Raw genomic sequence first — 13,931 nt, forward strand, 5'->3', positions numbered from 1 at the left:
CGATTGTCGCCGAGGCGGATCCCGGCAAGCACGTGATCGCCGACGTGTTCAAGATCGCCAATGATCCATTCGTCGGCAAACTCAGCATTTTCAGGATCTATCAGGGAACCGTGCGCAAGGACACGCAATTGCTCATCGATGACGGGAAGAAGCCGTTCAAGGTTGGCCACCTGTTCCGCATCCATGGCAAGGACCACGTTGAAATCGATTCCGCCACTGCCGGCGACATCGCCGCCGTGGCGAAGATCGATGAGATCCATTTCGATGCGGTACTTCACGATTCACACGATGAAGATCACATCCATCTCAAGCCGCTGGATTTTCCGCAACCGATGTTCGGCCTTGCCATCGAACCGGCGCACAAGGGCCAGGAACAAAAGCTGGCCACGGCCCTTGCTCGCCTTGGCGAAGAGGATCCGTGCTTCCGCGTTGAACACAACAAGGAACTCAACGAGACCATCATCCACGGACTATCCGATCTGCACCTGAAGCTGACGCTCGAGCGGATGAAAGATCGATATGGCGTCGAAGTCACCTCGCATCGCCCCAGCATCGCCTATCGCGAAACCATCTCCGGCAAAGCCGAAGGCCATCATCGGCACAAGAAGCAAACCGGTGGTGCCGGTCAGTTTGGCGAAGTTTACCTGCGCGTGGAACCGCTTCCACGTGGCAGCGGCTTCGAGTTCACCGACGAAATCAAGGGCGGCGCCATACCGCACCAGTTCATCCCGGCAATCGAAAAGGGCGTGCGCCAGGTGCTTGAGCAGGGTGCGGTTGCCGGCTACCAGATGCAGGATGTCCGCGTCGTCGTCACCGATGGCAAGTTCCACACGGTGGACTCGAAGGAAGTCGCCTTCATCGCGGCAGGCAAGAAGGCCTTCCTTGACGCAGTCGGCAAAGCCAAACCACTACTGCTGGAACCCATCGTCAACATGGACGTGAACGTCCCGGAATTGAACATGGGCGATGTCACCGGCGGGCTTGCCAGCAAACGTGCTCGCATCCATGGAACCGATTCGATTCGCGGCGGCGAACTCGTGATCAAGGCCCAGGTGCCGCTCGCCGAAGTCTCCGACTACCAGACCGAGCTCAAGGCGATGACCGGCGGTCGCGGCCGCTACACGATCGAGTTCAGCCACTATGACCCGGTACCGGCCAACGTACAGCGGCAACTGATCGACGCCTACAAGCCTCGCACCGAAGAGGATTGACTGGCAAGATTGCTGCCATCGTGAATCAAGAGGATCCCGCATGTCCCTGCAACGTCGCCAATTCCTGTTGGGCCTCGCATCGCTGGCCAGTGCACCCCTGTGGTTGTCGGCGCAGCGAGCGCTGGCAAGCACGGCCACCGCTGGTGGCTGGCCAGGCTATTCACGGGCCATGGTCATTGACGGATTGGGCGGGCCGGGCGAATACAACGCGGAACCCTATTCGCCATTGAGCACACAGGCACTGGATGACTTGCGTGCCAGCGGACTGACTGCGGTCAACGTAACCGTCAGCGGTGTCGGCAGCTATGCCAACGATCCCGACGCCACGATCAGGAACATCGCCTACTGGAACGCACAGATTGCCGCACACCCTGACCGGCTGATGCAGGTGCGGGAAGCTGCCGACCTGGACACGGCCAAGAGCAGCCGACGCGTGGGCCTGATATTCGGGTTCCAGGACACCACGCCCATTGGTGAAGACCTCGGACTGCTGGAACGTTATGACCAGCTGGGCGTGCGCATCGTCCAGCTTACCTACAACCGTCGCAATCTCGTCGGCGATGGCTGCATGGAAGCCGGCAATGCAGGGCTCAGTGCGTTCGGCATCGACATGATCGAGAATCTCAACGAACGCCACCTGCAAATCGATCTGTCACACGCCGGTGAGCGTACGACGCTGGAAGCCATCGCGCGCTCGAAGGATCCGGTTGCCATTACCCACAGCGGATGCGCCGCACTTGCACAGCTTCCGCGCAACAAGACCGACAACGAAATGCGCAAGCTGGCCGACAAGGGTGGCGTTATCGGCATATACCTGATGCCGTTCCTGCGCACGAAGGGACAGCCGACGGCTGAGGACCTCATCGCCCATATCGAGCACGCCCTGAAGGTGTGTGGCGAAGACCATGTCGGCATAGGCACCGACGGCATGACCTCGCCTATCGATTTCAATGAAGAGTACAAACGCAAGTTCGCCGAGACTGTCAACGATCGTCGCGCACGCGGCATATCCGCTCCTGGCGAAGATCCCGATGTCTATACGTTCCTCCCGGACATCAATTCCGCTGGCCGCTTCGAGCAGATTGCCAGCTTGCTCGCGGCACGCGGGCATTCAGACCGGCAAATCGGAAAAATCCTGGGCGGCAATTTCGCACGCTTGTTTCGCGCCACCTGGGGGTAAATCCGAGGGGGTAAATTCGAGCGAGCGAATTCCGGTCGCTATTGACTGAGTGACCTGCTCACGAACTTGCTGGCCTGACAAATCCCTGATCCGGGGCGTGCCGTTCCATGGGCACGTGATCTTGCAACGGCGTGGAGAACGTCTCGAACAGCAGGAATCAGGACTTCCCGAACGGGTTGCGCAAGCGTTGCAGGAAGGATGATTTCTGCCTGTCCTGATCGCTCTCGGCATGCCGCGATACGCGGGGCGTCTTTTTCAGGCAACCAATAGCATCGTAGGCATTGACCACGTCGAATACCTGGCTCATTTCCACTCCGCAACTGGAGGCGATTTCATGCAATCTCACCGGCTGCATCAACGCGGCGGAGATGCGCGCCAATTGTGGATAGTCGCGCGCAATTTCCATCCAGCGCGTCAGTTCAAACGTCCCGCCCGGATCAAGGCCAGAGGCAAGTTTGCCCTCTGAATGAAGCACCACATCGAGCCATACCAGCTTGTGATAGGGCTGTGCCGGCTGCGTCTCGCGAATTTGTGCAATTTCGGCACTGGTCAGTCGTCGCCATTCATCACGCCGGGGCGACTTGCGAAAATACGCCTCGATATCGCGCATGCTGCGCGTGCAGTGATAAACCTGATGCTTCGGGTCCAGGGTCAATACCGCAGAGCCGGACCACGCAATCTGCACGGGGCCGGCAATCAGATCGCCTTCGAGGTATTCGCGCAAGTGATGGGCACTGCGCTCGTCGGCAGCGCTCGGCTTGCGCGGCGATCGCGTCGGAGCCGAGTGACCCAGCGGCGTGGCCTGCGCTTCGCGTTCGCGATCCGAACGCAGCTCGCTACGTTTGGTGGACAAGCCGGTCTCCTCGACAGTGGTCGAGCTGCCCAGCCTGGCCGGCTTCAGATTGGCATAGGGATCGGCAAGCGGATTGCCACGGATCATCTCATCCAGGCCCTGGGCGACATCGGCGGACGCTGAACCGCGTGGGACTTCGTCGGACTGAAACGGGAAGCCGGACTCCCCGGCCTGATCAGGCTCGCCCGAAACGTCATCGTGATAGAACTCTTCCACTGTTGAAGCCGCCCGCATCAGGTTTGCCGAGGTCGCCTCAGTGGCCTGATTCAATACTTCGATGACATTGTCCAGTTTGAACGGCCGAACGAATGCAGGATCACCGTCTGTGGGGGTATCCGCATCACAGACAACTGCAACGCGCATCCCGGTAACTTTTGCCCGTGCGCGGGCCATCTGGCCGGCGAAGTTGGATATGTCCACCGCAAGAAGATCAGCGCCGGTGTCGGTCCCCCAGCGCCATGCATGCGTCAGGTCACTGGCTGCCCTGCGCATGAGCAGTCGCAAGTGAGCGGCATCTTCATCATTGACGCCAATCGTGGAAATGACCTTCTCGTTCGGCACGCTGATATCACCCCTTGTTGCTGCCAACCAGCACCATCCTTGCGCTGGCGCGGTCCTGCCTCCTAGCCTGCAGCTTTGCGCCATTCATTGCAATCGCGCAATCGAGCGGCCCGAATGACGTTCAGGAACCCTTCTTTTTCGACGTTCCCTTCGCCTTTCGTTTCGGCTTGAGCATGGTGCCAATACAATCGGGCTCACCGCAGCGGCATTCCCATATTTTTTTCAGGCGTGGGGTCAGACGCTCGCCCAGGCTGATGCCATAGTCGTAGGTCAACTCTTCGCCAGCCTTGATATCACGCAGGGTTTCGATGAGCACGCGATCGTTGCGACGCTTGCCTTTCGGATCTTCCTCGTGGACCGCCTGGCAGTTCGGCGAACAACTGTGGTTGAACCATCGCGCGACGTTGCCTTCGACGTTTGCATCGATGACATACCGATCATTCAGCGTGAACAGGAACGTATGACCCGTGTCCGTGGTGCCGTCATAGAGCCGATCGGCCTGGGCGTGGGTCAGCAATTGTCCCTTGTACTCGACAAGTTCTTTCTGCGCTGGAATGTTGGCGGTGGCGAAAACGCCGTTGCCGTGGATGGGCGAGCGCCGCTGCTTGAATGTTTTTGGCATCGAAAGTTAACGGATAGAGGACGGAATGGGCATCATAGCGATTCCGCCGCTCCAGCGGGATTCTCGGCAGACTGTCAACGCCGTGAAATCCTGCTAGTTTCACCATTGAGAACACGCTGCAGGAATTCCCAGATGCGAACATCCACCCTTGCCTTGCGTGCAACTGCCGCACTCATCGTCATTGCCGTGCTGATCTGGTCCAGTCGCGAAAACGGATCGGATAGCGCCAGCGTGGAGCAAGTCCAGTCGGCATCCACGGCAACCTCGGGATTCGACTACTACCTCATTGCGCTCTCATGGTCGCCAACGTTTTGCGAGAGCAACCCGGATGATCGGGAGCAATGCGGGACACGTGGCTACGGATTCATTCTGCACGGTCTCTGGCCACAGCTTGAGCATGGGCGCGGCCCACGCGACTGCAGCAGCAACCTGACTCCGCGTCGCGCCACTGTCGAGCGGACGCTTTCGTTCATGCCCAGCAAGCGTCTCATCGACCATGAGTGGCGCGCACACGGGACCTGCTCCGGCCTCGACCCCGAAGCCTATTTCGAACTTTCTGATCGCGCCTTCGCCTCGATACGCATTCCGCCTGCGCTGCAGCCGACTGCACGTCCCGGCCCCATGGACGCGGAAGATATCCGTCAGGCGTTCGTCGACGCCAACCCTGCCCTGCAGACGGACATGCTCGGAGTCAGCTGCAAGTCCGGGAAATTCTCGGAGGTTCGCATCTGTGTCGACATGGATCTTCAGCCGCGTCGCTGCGGAACGGGTGTCGGCATGCATTGCCCGCGGAATGTGCCACTGCGCATTCCGCTGGCTCGCTGAGGCAACCCGGGAAAGTTGCGACTACTCGCAGCAGCCGTCACCGCCGCGATGACTGTGCGCATCCGTTGCCGCAACACCCATGGTCAAGCCCTTGCCGCTGGCGACAAAATGATCGGAAACCACCTTGGCGACGCAAGCAGTGACGCGCTTGCCTGTCGGAATGTGCAGGAACTCGTTCGGACCATGCGCGTTTGAATGAGGCCCAAGCACGCCGGTGATCAGAAACTGGGCGCCCGGAAATTTCTCGCCGAGCATGCCCATGAACGGGATCGACCCACCTTCGCCCATGTAGGCTGCTGGCGGACCGTAGAATGTGCGTGAAGCCTCATCGACGGATTGCTCCAGCCATGGAGCCAGTGCGGGCGCATCCCATCCACTGCCGGCCTTCTCGAGGTTGAACGTAACCGTCGAGCCATAGGGCGGATCCGCTTCCAGCAGCTGCTTGAGGAATTCGCCACTCTTCACCGCGTTTGCAGTCGGCGGCAAGCGCAAACTCACTTTTACTGCCGTGAAAGGCCGCAGCACGTTGCCAGCGGAATCCAGCGCTGGCAATCCACCGATTCCAGTGATGGACAAGGCGGGCCGCCAGGTACGGTTGAGCACGAGTTCGGTCAGATCCGTGCTGACCGGCTGCATGCCATCCAGCAAGGGAAACTTGGAGTAGATGTCATCGCCCAGCACTCCCGCACTGAGCTTGGCCTGCTCGACGCGCTGCGCGGGAATCTCCGCATGCAGCTCCTTCGGCTTGATCACTCCGGTATTTTCATCCTCCAGCCTTGAAAGAACCTGGCGCAGGATACGAAAACTGGATGGCACCACGCCGGATGCGTCGCCGGAATGCACGCCTTCGTCGAGCACCTTGACCGTCAGGTTTCCTCCGGTCATGCCGCGCAGGGACGTGGTCAGCCACATCTGGTCGTAGTTGCCGCAGCCGGAATCCAGGCAGACGATCAGTGATGGCTTGCCGATCCGGTCAGCGAGATGATCGACGTAATAGGGAAGATCGTAACTTCCGGATTCTTCGCAGGCTTCAATCATGACGACGCAGCGCGAGTGCGGGATGTTCTGCGCCTGCAAGGCCATGATTGCGGCGAGCGAGCCAAAGATCGCATAGCCATCATCTGCGCCACCGCGACCATACAGCTTGTCGCCTTCGATCACCGGCTTCCACGGCCCCAGATGTTCGTCCCAGCCGGTCATTTCCGGCTGCTTGTCGAGGTGCCCATAGAGCAGGACACAGTCGTCTCCTTGCCCGGGGATCTCGATGAAGATCAACGGGGTTCGCCCTTCCAGCCGAACTACCTCGAGCTTCATGCCGGGAATGGGCTGCTTGCCTGCCCAGTTTTCCATCAGGGCCACGGCCTGATCCATGTATCCGTGCTTGACCCAGTCGGCATCGAACATCGGCGACTTGTTCGGAATGCGAATGTAGTCGACCAGCTGCGGAACAATCTGCTCATCCCAGAGCTTGTCTACAAACCCGCTGATTGCGCTTGAATCCATGATTGCTCCCAGCCTCATGCGCTGCCCAACCGGCAGCAGGAGTTCGATTCTAACAGCCTGTCGGTGTCCGCTTGCTCGGAATGGCCATTCCTGAATGACAGGCATCCTGTAGGAAAAGGACTACGCAATGCGGCGAGCAAGACCTACGCAAGCTGGCGACGATTGCCGATCCCGAACTTCAGCCATTCGGTCGACACTTTCCTCGCCGGGAACATGAGTCCCCGGCATGAACCCAAACAGGAGCACCAACATGAACATGAAGTCCGTACTCGCCAGCCTCGTCCTCTCTCTGGCCCTTGCATTGCCGGCATTCGCTGCCGAGCCTGTCGACATCAATACTGCCGACGCAACAACCCTGGCCGAAGGCCTTACCGGCGTCGGCATGAGCAAGGCCGAGGCCATCATTGCCTATCGCGACGAACATGGCCCGTTTGCGAGTGCCGAGGATCTGGCCCAGGTGAAGGGTATTGGCGACAAGCTGGTCGAGCGCAATCGCGACAATATCGTTGTCGGCAGCGCGAAGACGAAGGCATCGGCCGGCAAGGCCACCGCCAAGGCTTCCAAGGTCTCGTCGGCTGACTGACAGGCCGATCAGGGTTCGATGCGAGCCGAATCGGTCGCATCGAGCCTTGAAGCTGCCTGTTCAACCGTTTCGCCACGCCTGCCCAATCTGTTCAGGCATCGAGGGGGCTTCCCCCGTTCATCTGCCCACCTCTCGTAGTCTCAAGGCGTGACAAGGCCACCTGACCGCCCGGAACCAACCTGAACACACGCGACGATCACGCAGGACACTGGATTCATGCGACTTTTTCGTGATTCAGGCAGAACGGGACAGCAAACGGGAGAGCGCAGAGAACGCTGTACGTTCCAGCAAGAGGCAAGCGTGCGTGTCATTGGTGAATGATCCGGGCTAAACTTCGCGCCCCGGTCGGTACGCACATGATTCTTCCCCGCTATCACATCAGCCCATCCCGCATTCCGGATGCCGGTCAAGGCGTCTTTCTTGACCAGACTGTCGAGCAAGGCAGCATCCTGATCGCTCCAGACGCGATTCCGCAAACCTGGACTTTCAACGAAGTCATGGCTATGCCGAATGCGCAGGAATTACTGCCGGCTACGGTGCGCTGGTTCGAGGATCGCTACACGATCTCGGAGGACTGGCCGGACGAATGTTTCGTCAATCATTCGTTCACGCCAACCGGACTCTGGCACCTTGGATTCATATTCGCGACGAACCGGCTAGAGGCCGGCACGGAAATTACCGTCGACTATCGCCATCTGCTCGCCCCCGGGCAGGAGGAAGATTTCCACGATGCGGAAAGCGGAAAGCCGATCGTCGGATTCACCTGGAAGGAAAGTCTCAAAGCGTCCTCGCAGGCGTTGATGCGACTTCTGGATTGAAGCCACGCCATGCTTGAAATTCCCGTACTGATTACCGAGCGACTGCGCTTGACCGCGCTGTCCGAACGCCACTTCGAATTGTATTCAGCCATGTTGGCTGATGCATCAAGCACGAAGTATGTTGGCGATGGCCAACCGCTGGATCGAATGAATGCCTGGCGTTCGATGGCCATGTTGATAGGCCATTGGGCATTACGTGGCTATGGCATGTGGGCAGTCGAGCTGAAGGAAAGCGGCGAATTCATCGGTCGCGTCGGACTGCACAATCCGGAAGGCTGGCCCGATCTGGAACTGGGCTGGATGCTGCGCCCAGAGCATCGGCACATGGGGATGGCCACCGAAGCCGCCCATGCGGCCCTGGCGTATGCGTTCACACGGCTCGGCGCTGAACGTGCCATCAGCCTTATCCGTACCGAGAACACCGAGTCCGAGCGCGTCGCGCGCCGCCTTGGTGGACGTCAGTCGACGACCATCGATTTCCTCGGCAGCGCGACTCTCGTCTACACCTACCATCGGCCTGACAGTCCGAACTAGCCGTGACCGTTTCAATGCACCTGCTTCGAGCCCGCGACTACCAGCGCACACGCTGGAAGAACGATGGCGGCTGGACTACCGAAATCGCAAGCCGGGCAGATGAGGGCCGGGGCGAAGGCTTTCTCTGGAGAGTCAGCATTGCCGAGATCGAAACGGATGGACCGTTCTCAGTATTCCCCGGCGTGCAGCGCGATCTGCTCATGCTCGCCGGAAACGGCATGGATCTCGATATCAACGATCAGCCGCCGCATCGCCTGGCGCAGCGCTTCCAGCACATCCGGTTCCAGGGTGAAGACACAATCAACTGTCGACTGCTTGCAGGACCGACGCGTGATTTCAATGTAATGGCGCAACGCGACTCCGTCGCGGCCGAAGTTCATGCTCGGCCCATCAACGGCACCATGCTCCTGTTTTCCGATCCCGCTTCGACGTGGTTGATCCACACCTATGCAGGGCAGATCACTGCGCGCTCAGGTCAGGATGAAATGGCAGCAGAAGCGAACGAAACACTGCTTGTCGAAGCGGGCACCGGGCATCGCGAGCGCATCGTTCTTGAAGGCGGCGGCGAACTGATACTGGTGAAATTCAGTGTTTCAGACCCGGTTGACTGATTCGAATCAGCGATCATCCCGCGAGTAGACCCAACCATCCTCGATCTTTACCGGGAACTTTGCGGTCGGCTCATAGGCTGGAGGGCATAGCGCTGCGCCGGTACGCACGTCGAATCGCGCACCGTGGCGTGGACATTCCACTTCGTAGCCCTCGATCGGACCGCCGGTCAATTCGCTGCCATCGTGGGTGCAGATATCCTCGATCGCATAGAGCTCACCATCGACATTGAACACTGCGATCGGCGTATCGCCGTCCCAACCGGTCTGGCATTCACCCGGCAGCAACTCGGCCAAATGGCAGATGCGAGCCCAATCACTCATGCCGAGTCCCTCAACAGATCATTGCTGGCGACCAGCTCACAAATACGCCTGACGTCACCGTCCATGGCGCGGTCGCGCTGCATGAAATCGATCACCTTGCGAATCCGCGCCAGCGCCTTCTGCACTGCGGAGCCGGCGTGGAACTCACCCGCATCGTTCAGCGCCTTCATCAGTCCGCGGATTTCTTCTGCAAACGCTGCGTGACTCGGATGATCCTCATGCGGGGCATTGCTGATCTTGGCCGCCATCGCCGACCAGTCACCGCGCCTGGCAACACTGCGTGCAGCGTTGAGCATGTCCTGCCGGTACTCCAGCGCCTGTGCTGCCGTATACAGCTCCAGCGCGATCACATGACCGAGATCCTCGGTCATTTCGAGCACATGGCGCGCCTCGTTGGTGCCCATCGAAACATGATCTTCAGCATTGGCACTGGTCGGTATCGAGTACACCGAAGCCGGATGCGCGCGCGTGGCCATATCGTTGACCAGGGCAGCCGCCGTGTACTGGACGATCATGAAGCCTGAATCGGTAGCATCTTCGTTGCCGATCAGAAATGCTGGCAGTCCGTCATTGTTGGCCGGGTCAACCAGCTTGTTGAGCCGGCGCTCCGATATCGACGCCAGCACCGGAATGGCCGCCTTGACGTAGCTCATGGCGAGGGCCAGCGGCATGCCGTGGAAATGGCCGGCGGAAATCACCTGATCCTCGATGAACCGCGGGTTCTCGGCATCCGGGAAAACCAGAGGATTGTCGGTCACCGAATTCAACTCGATATCGATGATGCGGCAGGCCTGCTCCCAGGCGTCACGCACGGCACCGTGCACTTGCGGCATGCAACGCAGGCAATAGGCATCCTGTGGCTGATGCTTCTTGCCGCCCTTGAATGGCAGGAAGCGTTCGTAGAACGCCTCACGGCCATGTCGCTGAGATGGTGGCACGTAATCCCAGCAGATATCGAAACGTCGCTGCTGCTCAACCGGATCACTCCAGGAGTCGGCAGTCCAGGTACGGAACCGTGGTACCAGGTGATACGGAATGTCGACCAGGGTCGAGCCTTCCAGCAACTCACGCAAATGCCGCGCAGTCTCGACCTGCCCCGGATGCGGGCGCAGGGCGTGCACTTCCGGGCGCAGCGCACCACTGCGACCAGCGAACGCATCCAGCGTCATGGCGGCAGCCAGATCAGCTGTCGCAATCAGGTTCTCGATGCGCGACAAGGCCAGCACCGCCGTGGCCAGCATCTGCGTCGTGCCATTGTTGAGCGCCAGACCTTCCTTGAAAGACAAGCGGATCGGTTCGATACCCGCGCGCTCGAGCGCTTCGGCACCGCTTACGCGCTCACCTTCGTGGAAAGCCTCGCCGCCGCCGAGCAGGACGATGGCAAGATGAGACAGAGGCGCAAGGTCACCACTGGCACCGACCGAGCCCTTGGCCGGAATCACCGGGATGACATTGCGATTGAGCAAGGCGGTAAGTCTTTCGAGCGTCGACACCCGAATGCCGGAGTGACCCCGCAACAGCGTATTGATGCGGATGGCCAGAATTGCGCGAACGACTTCGGGCGCCAGTGGCGCACCAACGCAGACCGCGTGGGTGATCAGGAGGTTGTGCTGCAACTCCTCGAGCAGGCTTCCCTCGAATTGCTCGGGGTTGCCGCCGGGCAACTCGTCGCGCGCGCGATGCGCACCGAGCAGCTTGTCGGCATTGCTGCCGAACCCCGTGGTCACGCCATAGACCGGTTCGCCGCAGCTGACCTTTTCCGCGAGGAAATCCGCCGCGCGCTGGACCCTGACCAGCGCTGCCGGCGCCAGCGTCACATCAACGCCATCGCACGCAATTTCGATGACCTGCTTGCGCGTCAGCGAAGAACCATCCAGCTCGATCGTCATGCCTTGACCCCCATTGCTTCAGTCTGCTCCAGCTCCACCCGCAAGCTCTTGACCAACTCGGCACGCGCCACTTCGAACTGGTCTTCCCGACGCAGGTCCTTGACAGTGACCGTGCCATTGGCGATTTCATTCTCACCCAGCACCAGCACGAAGCGGATCCCGGCGCGGTCCGCATACTTGAATTGCTTGCCAAGCTTGGAGGGCTCCAGAACCACTTCGGTGTTGATGCCTGCCATGCGTAGCTCGTTGGCAAGGGCCAGGTATGTCGGCAACTGTGCCTCGTCCATCTGCGTGACAAGGACCTGAACCGAACTCCTGGCCGAACCAATCAGACCGGCCTCGCGCAACTGCCAATACAGTCGCGTCGCGCCAATCGAGATGCCGACGCCCGGCAAGCTCGATTTGGTGTAGTTGCCCGCAAGATTCTCGTAGCGACCACCGGAACAGATCGAGCCGATCTGGGGGTGTTCGTTCAAGCTGGTTTCGTAGACAGTTCCGGTGTAGTAATCGAGGCCGCGCGCAATCGACAGATTCAATGCGAAATGCGATTCCGGAACACCGAATGCCTTGATCAGACCTAGCACTTCGCGCAACTCGTTGCGGCCCTGTTCAAAGGTTTCACTGCCGGAGCCGAGCGAATCGAGCTTGCCGAGCGCATCGGCCAGCGAGGTTGAGCGCACCTGGACAAATGCGAGGATCCTGTCGACGGTCTCCGCATCCAGACCGAAGGCAGCGCCAGTCAGCGTATCGCGGACATGATCGATACCCCGCTTGTCGAGCTTGTCGACTTCGCGCAATACCGCCATCTGTATCTCGCCGTCGGCGATGCCGAGCCCCTCGAACCAGCCGCGCATGAGGCGTCGGTTGTTGAGCTGGATCGTGAACGGACCGATGGCCAGGTCACGGAACACGCCATAGATCGTCGCCGGGATTTCGGCATCGTAGCGAACCGACAGCGAATCCTTGCCGATGACATCGATGTCGCACTGGTAGAACTCGCGGAATCGCCCGCGCTGGGCGCGTTCACCGCGATAGACGCGCTGGATCTGGTAACGCCGGAAAGGAAAGTTGAGGCCATGCTCGTGTTCGGCGACATATCGCGCCAGCGGCACGGTCAGATCAAAGCGCAGGGCCAGATCGGGCTTGTCACCCTGTTCCAGCGCACCCGTCGACTGCACGAAATAGACCTGGCGCTCGGTCTCGCCGCCGGACTTTGTCAGCAGGACATCGGCAAACTCCATCACGGGCGTTTCGATCGGCAGGAAGCCGAAGCGCTCGAAATTGCTGCGAACGGTATCCAGCATGCCCTGGAAGGCGATCTGGTCCAGGGGCAGAAGCTCTAGAACGCCAGGCATGGTACGGGCGGGGGTCAAAGGCATGTAGATCCTCGAAAAGACGCGATGAAAGCGGGCGAAACGGCCGCATAGATTAGCAGAATGACCGTTCTTTCCAGAATCAGACGTTGCACTGCAACAGCGCCACCGCTATCATTCGCGGCCCGCCAGAAAGCGGGTCGGTATCGGGGTGTAGCTCAGTCTGGTAGAGCGCTACGTTCGGGACGTAGAGGTCGTAGGTTCGAATCCTGTCTCCCCGACCATTTATTCAAGGCTTTACGACAAACCCGGCCAAGCGCCGGGTTTTGTTTGTCTGCACCTTGTCTGCAAAATGCGCCTGAGCGCGTGGGCGAACCATTCGTCCTAAGCCCCCTGATTCCCGCCTCCCTGCCGCCTCCGATCAGATGCAGCCCGCTCCGAGTTGTCGGTTGCACACAATTGCAAGTCGTGGGAATGTGTAGAGCGCTCTACGCATCAGCGGGAATTCACCAAATAGAGCTGCATCTTTCAGGGGAACCATTCGGAGGTGAGATGGCAGCTACAACGGAACCGGACTTAGATCGAAGGCGACGCGACCTGTACGCGATATCGCTTGGATTGCTCCTTTTCAATCTGGCCGGTGGCAGTCTTGGCTCATCGACTTCAACGCTATTCGGAACAATCCACCTTTCTAGCCCGGAAGTACTTGGGTGGGGGGCTTGGGCAGCTTGGGTCTATTTCCTCTGGCGCTTTTCGCTGGCTGCTGAACCGATATGGGGCCTATATCTCGACGATGTTGATGGTGAAATCGAACACTCTCGAAGGTACGGCGCATACATGCAAGTTCTGTTCGATGGGTATTTGAGATTAATCAATGAATCGAATGGCTCGAATCCAGAATGGATGCCTGATGCGCACAGTCACTACATGACTATATATACCCAGGCGGCCAAGGACTTAGTGGCGAGCAGACGTCGATATATGTTGAGGCGTCGAACGTACGCAGCAGACTTTATTCGCTCGCGCATCGTCTCCAATCCGGGGACCGACTTAGGTTTCGGTTATGAAATACCAGACAAGGCATTCGAGTTACTGACAGCCAAGCAC

14 protein-coding genes and 1 tRNA gene are annotated in these 13,931 nt (G+C 59.5%); 9 read left to right on the top strand and 6 right to left on the bottom strand.

The genetic code is table 11. The features are described 5' to 3' along the window. Nucleotides 1–1,211: elongation factor G (gene fusA / locus WBP53_RS03365; protein WP_423925930.1), on the top strand; the 1,211-nt coding region annotated here is incomplete at its 5' end. A 40-nt stretch (nt 1,212–1,251) separates the two neighbouring features. Next, complete coding sequence (locus WBP53_RS03370) at nt 1,252–2,391, top strand: dipeptidase (RefSeq protein WP_423925932.1); 1,140 nt, start codon at nt 1,252–1,254, stop codon at nt 2,389–2,391. A gap of 157 nt (nt 2,392–2,548) precedes the next feature. Here the strand turns inward: WBP53_RS03370 and WBP53_RS03375 are convergent, their stop codons facing one another. Both WBP53_RS03375 and WBP53_RS03380 read right to left on the bottom strand, forming a co-directional pair. Next, the gene (locus WBP53_RS03375; protein ID WP_423925934.1) at nt 2,549–3,805 is read right to left on the bottom strand and encodes a hypothetical protein; all 1,257 of its coding nucleotides are present in this window, start codon (nt 3,803–3,805) and stop codon (nt 2,549–2,551) included. Nucleotides 3,806–3,926: 121 nt separating this feature from the next. Further along, the gene (locus WBP53_RS03380; protein WP_423925936.1) at nt 3,927–4,427 is read right to left on the bottom strand and encodes an SET domain-containing protein; all 501 of its coding nucleotides are present in this window, start codon (nt 4,425–4,427) and stop codon (nt 3,927–3,929) included. Nucleotides 4,428–4,559: 132 nt separating this feature from the next. Between WBP53_RS03380 and WBP53_RS03385 the strand changes: the two genes are divergently transcribed. Next, nucleotides 4,560–5,252, top strand: a complete 693-nt coding sequence (locus WBP53_RS03385) for a ribonuclease T2 family protein (RefSeq protein ID WP_423925938.1) — start codon at nt 4,560–4,562, stop codon at nt 5,250–5,252. Nucleotides 5,253–5,273: 21 nt separating this feature from the next. On the opposite strand, the gene WBP53_RS03390 is transcribed toward WBP53_RS03385, so the two are convergent. Then, nucleotides 5,274–6,755: a M20 family metallopeptidase gene (locus tag WBP53_RS03390; RefSeq protein ID WP_423925940.1), complete on the bottom strand. Its 1,482-nt coding sequence runs from the start codon at nt 6,753–6,755 to the stop codon at nt 5,274–5,276. 250 nt (nt 6,756–7,005) lie between these two features. On the opposite strand from WBP53_RS03390, the gene WBP53_RS03395 reads away from it, so the two are divergent. The 4 genes from WBP53_RS03395 (at nt 7,006) to WBP53_RS03410 (ending at nt 9,301) form a co-directional block, all read left to right on the top strand. Continuing rightward, nucleotides 7,006–7,338, top strand: a complete 333-nt coding sequence (locus tag WBP53_RS03395) for a ComEA family DNA-binding protein (RefSeq protein ID WP_423925942.1) — start codon at nt 7,006–7,008, stop codon at nt 7,336–7,338. Between the two features lie 356 nt (nt 7,339–7,694). After that, nucleotides 7,695–8,156, top strand: coding sequence for a hypothetical protein (locus WBP53_RS03400; RefSeq protein ID WP_423925944.1), 462 nt, complete (start codon nt 7,695–7,697; stop codon nt 8,154–8,156). Nucleotides 8,157–8,165: 9 nt separating this feature from the next. Continuing rightward, the gene (locus WBP53_RS03405) at nt 8,166–8,690 is read left to right on the top strand and encodes a GNAT family N-acetyltransferase (protein ID WP_423925946.1); all 525 of its coding nucleotides are present in this window, start codon (nt 8,166–8,168) and stop codon (nt 8,688–8,690) included. Between the two features lie 2 nt (nt 8,691–8,692). Continuing rightward, nucleotides 8,693–9,301 (top strand): HutD family protein, encoded by a 609-nt coding sequence (locus WBP53_RS03410; protein WP_423925948.1) that lies wholly within the window; start codon nt 8,693–8,695, stop codon nt 9,299–9,301. Nucleotides 9,302–9,307: 6 nt separating this feature from the next. Here WBP53_RS03410 and WBP53_RS03415 read toward each other — a convergent pair whose 3' ends face one another. From WBP53_RS03415 to hisS, 3 genes are read right to left on the bottom strand one after another with little or no spacing between them, the layout of a single operon-like run. Further along, nucleotides 9,308–9,622, bottom strand: a complete 315-nt coding sequence (locus tag WBP53_RS03415; protein WP_423925950.1) for a non-heme iron oxygenase ferredoxin subunit — start codon at nt 9,620–9,622, stop codon at nt 9,308–9,310. Beyond that, on the bottom strand, nt 9,619–11,511 hold the full coding sequence (locus WBP53_RS03420) for an HAL/PAL/TAL family ammonia-lyase (RefSeq protein WP_423925952.1): 1,893 nt from the start codon (nt 11,509–11,511) through the stop codon (nt 9,619–9,621). Before WBP53_RS03420 ends, WBP53_RS03415 begins: the two co-directional genes overlap by 4 nt. Continuing rightward, the gene (gene hisS, locus WBP53_RS03425; protein ID WP_423925954.1) at nt 11,508–12,890 is read right to left on the bottom strand and encodes a histidine--tRNA ligase; all 1,383 of its coding nucleotides are present in this window, start codon (nt 12,888–12,890) and stop codon (nt 11,508–11,510) included. Before hisS ends, WBP53_RS03420 begins: the two co-directional genes overlap by 4 nt. Nucleotides 12,891–13,031: 141 nt before the next feature. Here hisS and WBP53_RS03430 point away from each other — a divergent pair. Continuing rightward, a tRNA-Pro gene (locus tag WBP53_RS03430) sits at nt 13,032–13,108 on the top strand. 268 nt (nt 13,109–13,376) lie between these two features. Beyond that, nucleotides 13,377–13,931: hypothetical protein (locus WBP53_RS03435; RefSeq protein WP_423925956.1), on the top strand; the 555-nt coding region annotated here is incomplete at its 3' end.

The sequence above is a fragment of the Dokdonella sp. genome (assembly GCF_049593775.1).
In the GTDB taxonomy this organism is placed as follows: Bacteria; Pseudomonadota; Gammaproteobacteria; order Xanthomonadales; family Rhodanobacteraceae; genus Dokdonella.

What these genes read in the sequence shown, in the direction of transcription:
- WBP53_RS03370 (WP_423925932.1), top strand. Translation starts at nt 1,252, where the DNA reads ATGTCCCTGCAACGTCGCCAATTCCTGTTGGGCCTCGCATCGCTGGCC.
- WBP53_RS03380 (WP_423925936.1), bottom strand. Translation starts at nt 4,427, where the DNA reads ATGCCAAAAACATTCAAGCAGCGGCGCTCGCCCATCCACGGCAACGGC.
- WBP53_RS03385 (WP_423925938.1), top strand. Translation starts at nt 4,560, where the DNA reads ATGCGAACATCCACCCTTGCCTTGCGTGCAACTGCCGCACTCATCGTC.
- WBP53_RS03390 (WP_423925940.1), bottom strand. Translation starts at nt 6,755, where the DNA reads ATGGATTCAAGCGCAATCAGCGGGTTTGTAGACAAGCTCTGGGATGAG.
- WBP53_RS03395 (WP_423925942.1), top strand. Translation starts at nt 7,006, where the DNA reads ATGAACATGAAGTCCGTACTCGCCAGCCTCGTCCTCTCTCTGGCCCTT.
- WBP53_RS03400 (WP_423925944.1), top strand. Translation starts at nt 7,695, where the DNA reads ATGATTCTTCCCCGCTATCACATCAGCCCATCCCGCATTCCGGATGCC.
- WBP53_RS03405 (WP_423925946.1), top strand. Translation starts at nt 8,166, where the DNA reads ATGCTTGAAATTCCCGTACTGATTACCGAGCGACTGCGCTTGACCGCG.
- WBP53_RS03415 (WP_423925950.1), bottom strand. Translation starts at nt 9,622, where the DNA reads ATGAGTGATTGGGCTCGCATCTGCCATTTGGCCGAGTTGCTGCCGGGT.
- WBP53_RS03420 (WP_423925952.1), bottom strand. Translation starts at nt 11,511, where the DNA reads ATGACGATCGAGCTGGATGGTTCTTCGCTGACGCGCAAGCAGGTCATC.
- hisS (WP_423925954.1), bottom strand. Translation starts at nt 12,890, where the DNA reads ATGCCTTTGACCCCCGCCCGTACCATGCCTGGCGTTCTAGAGCTTCTG.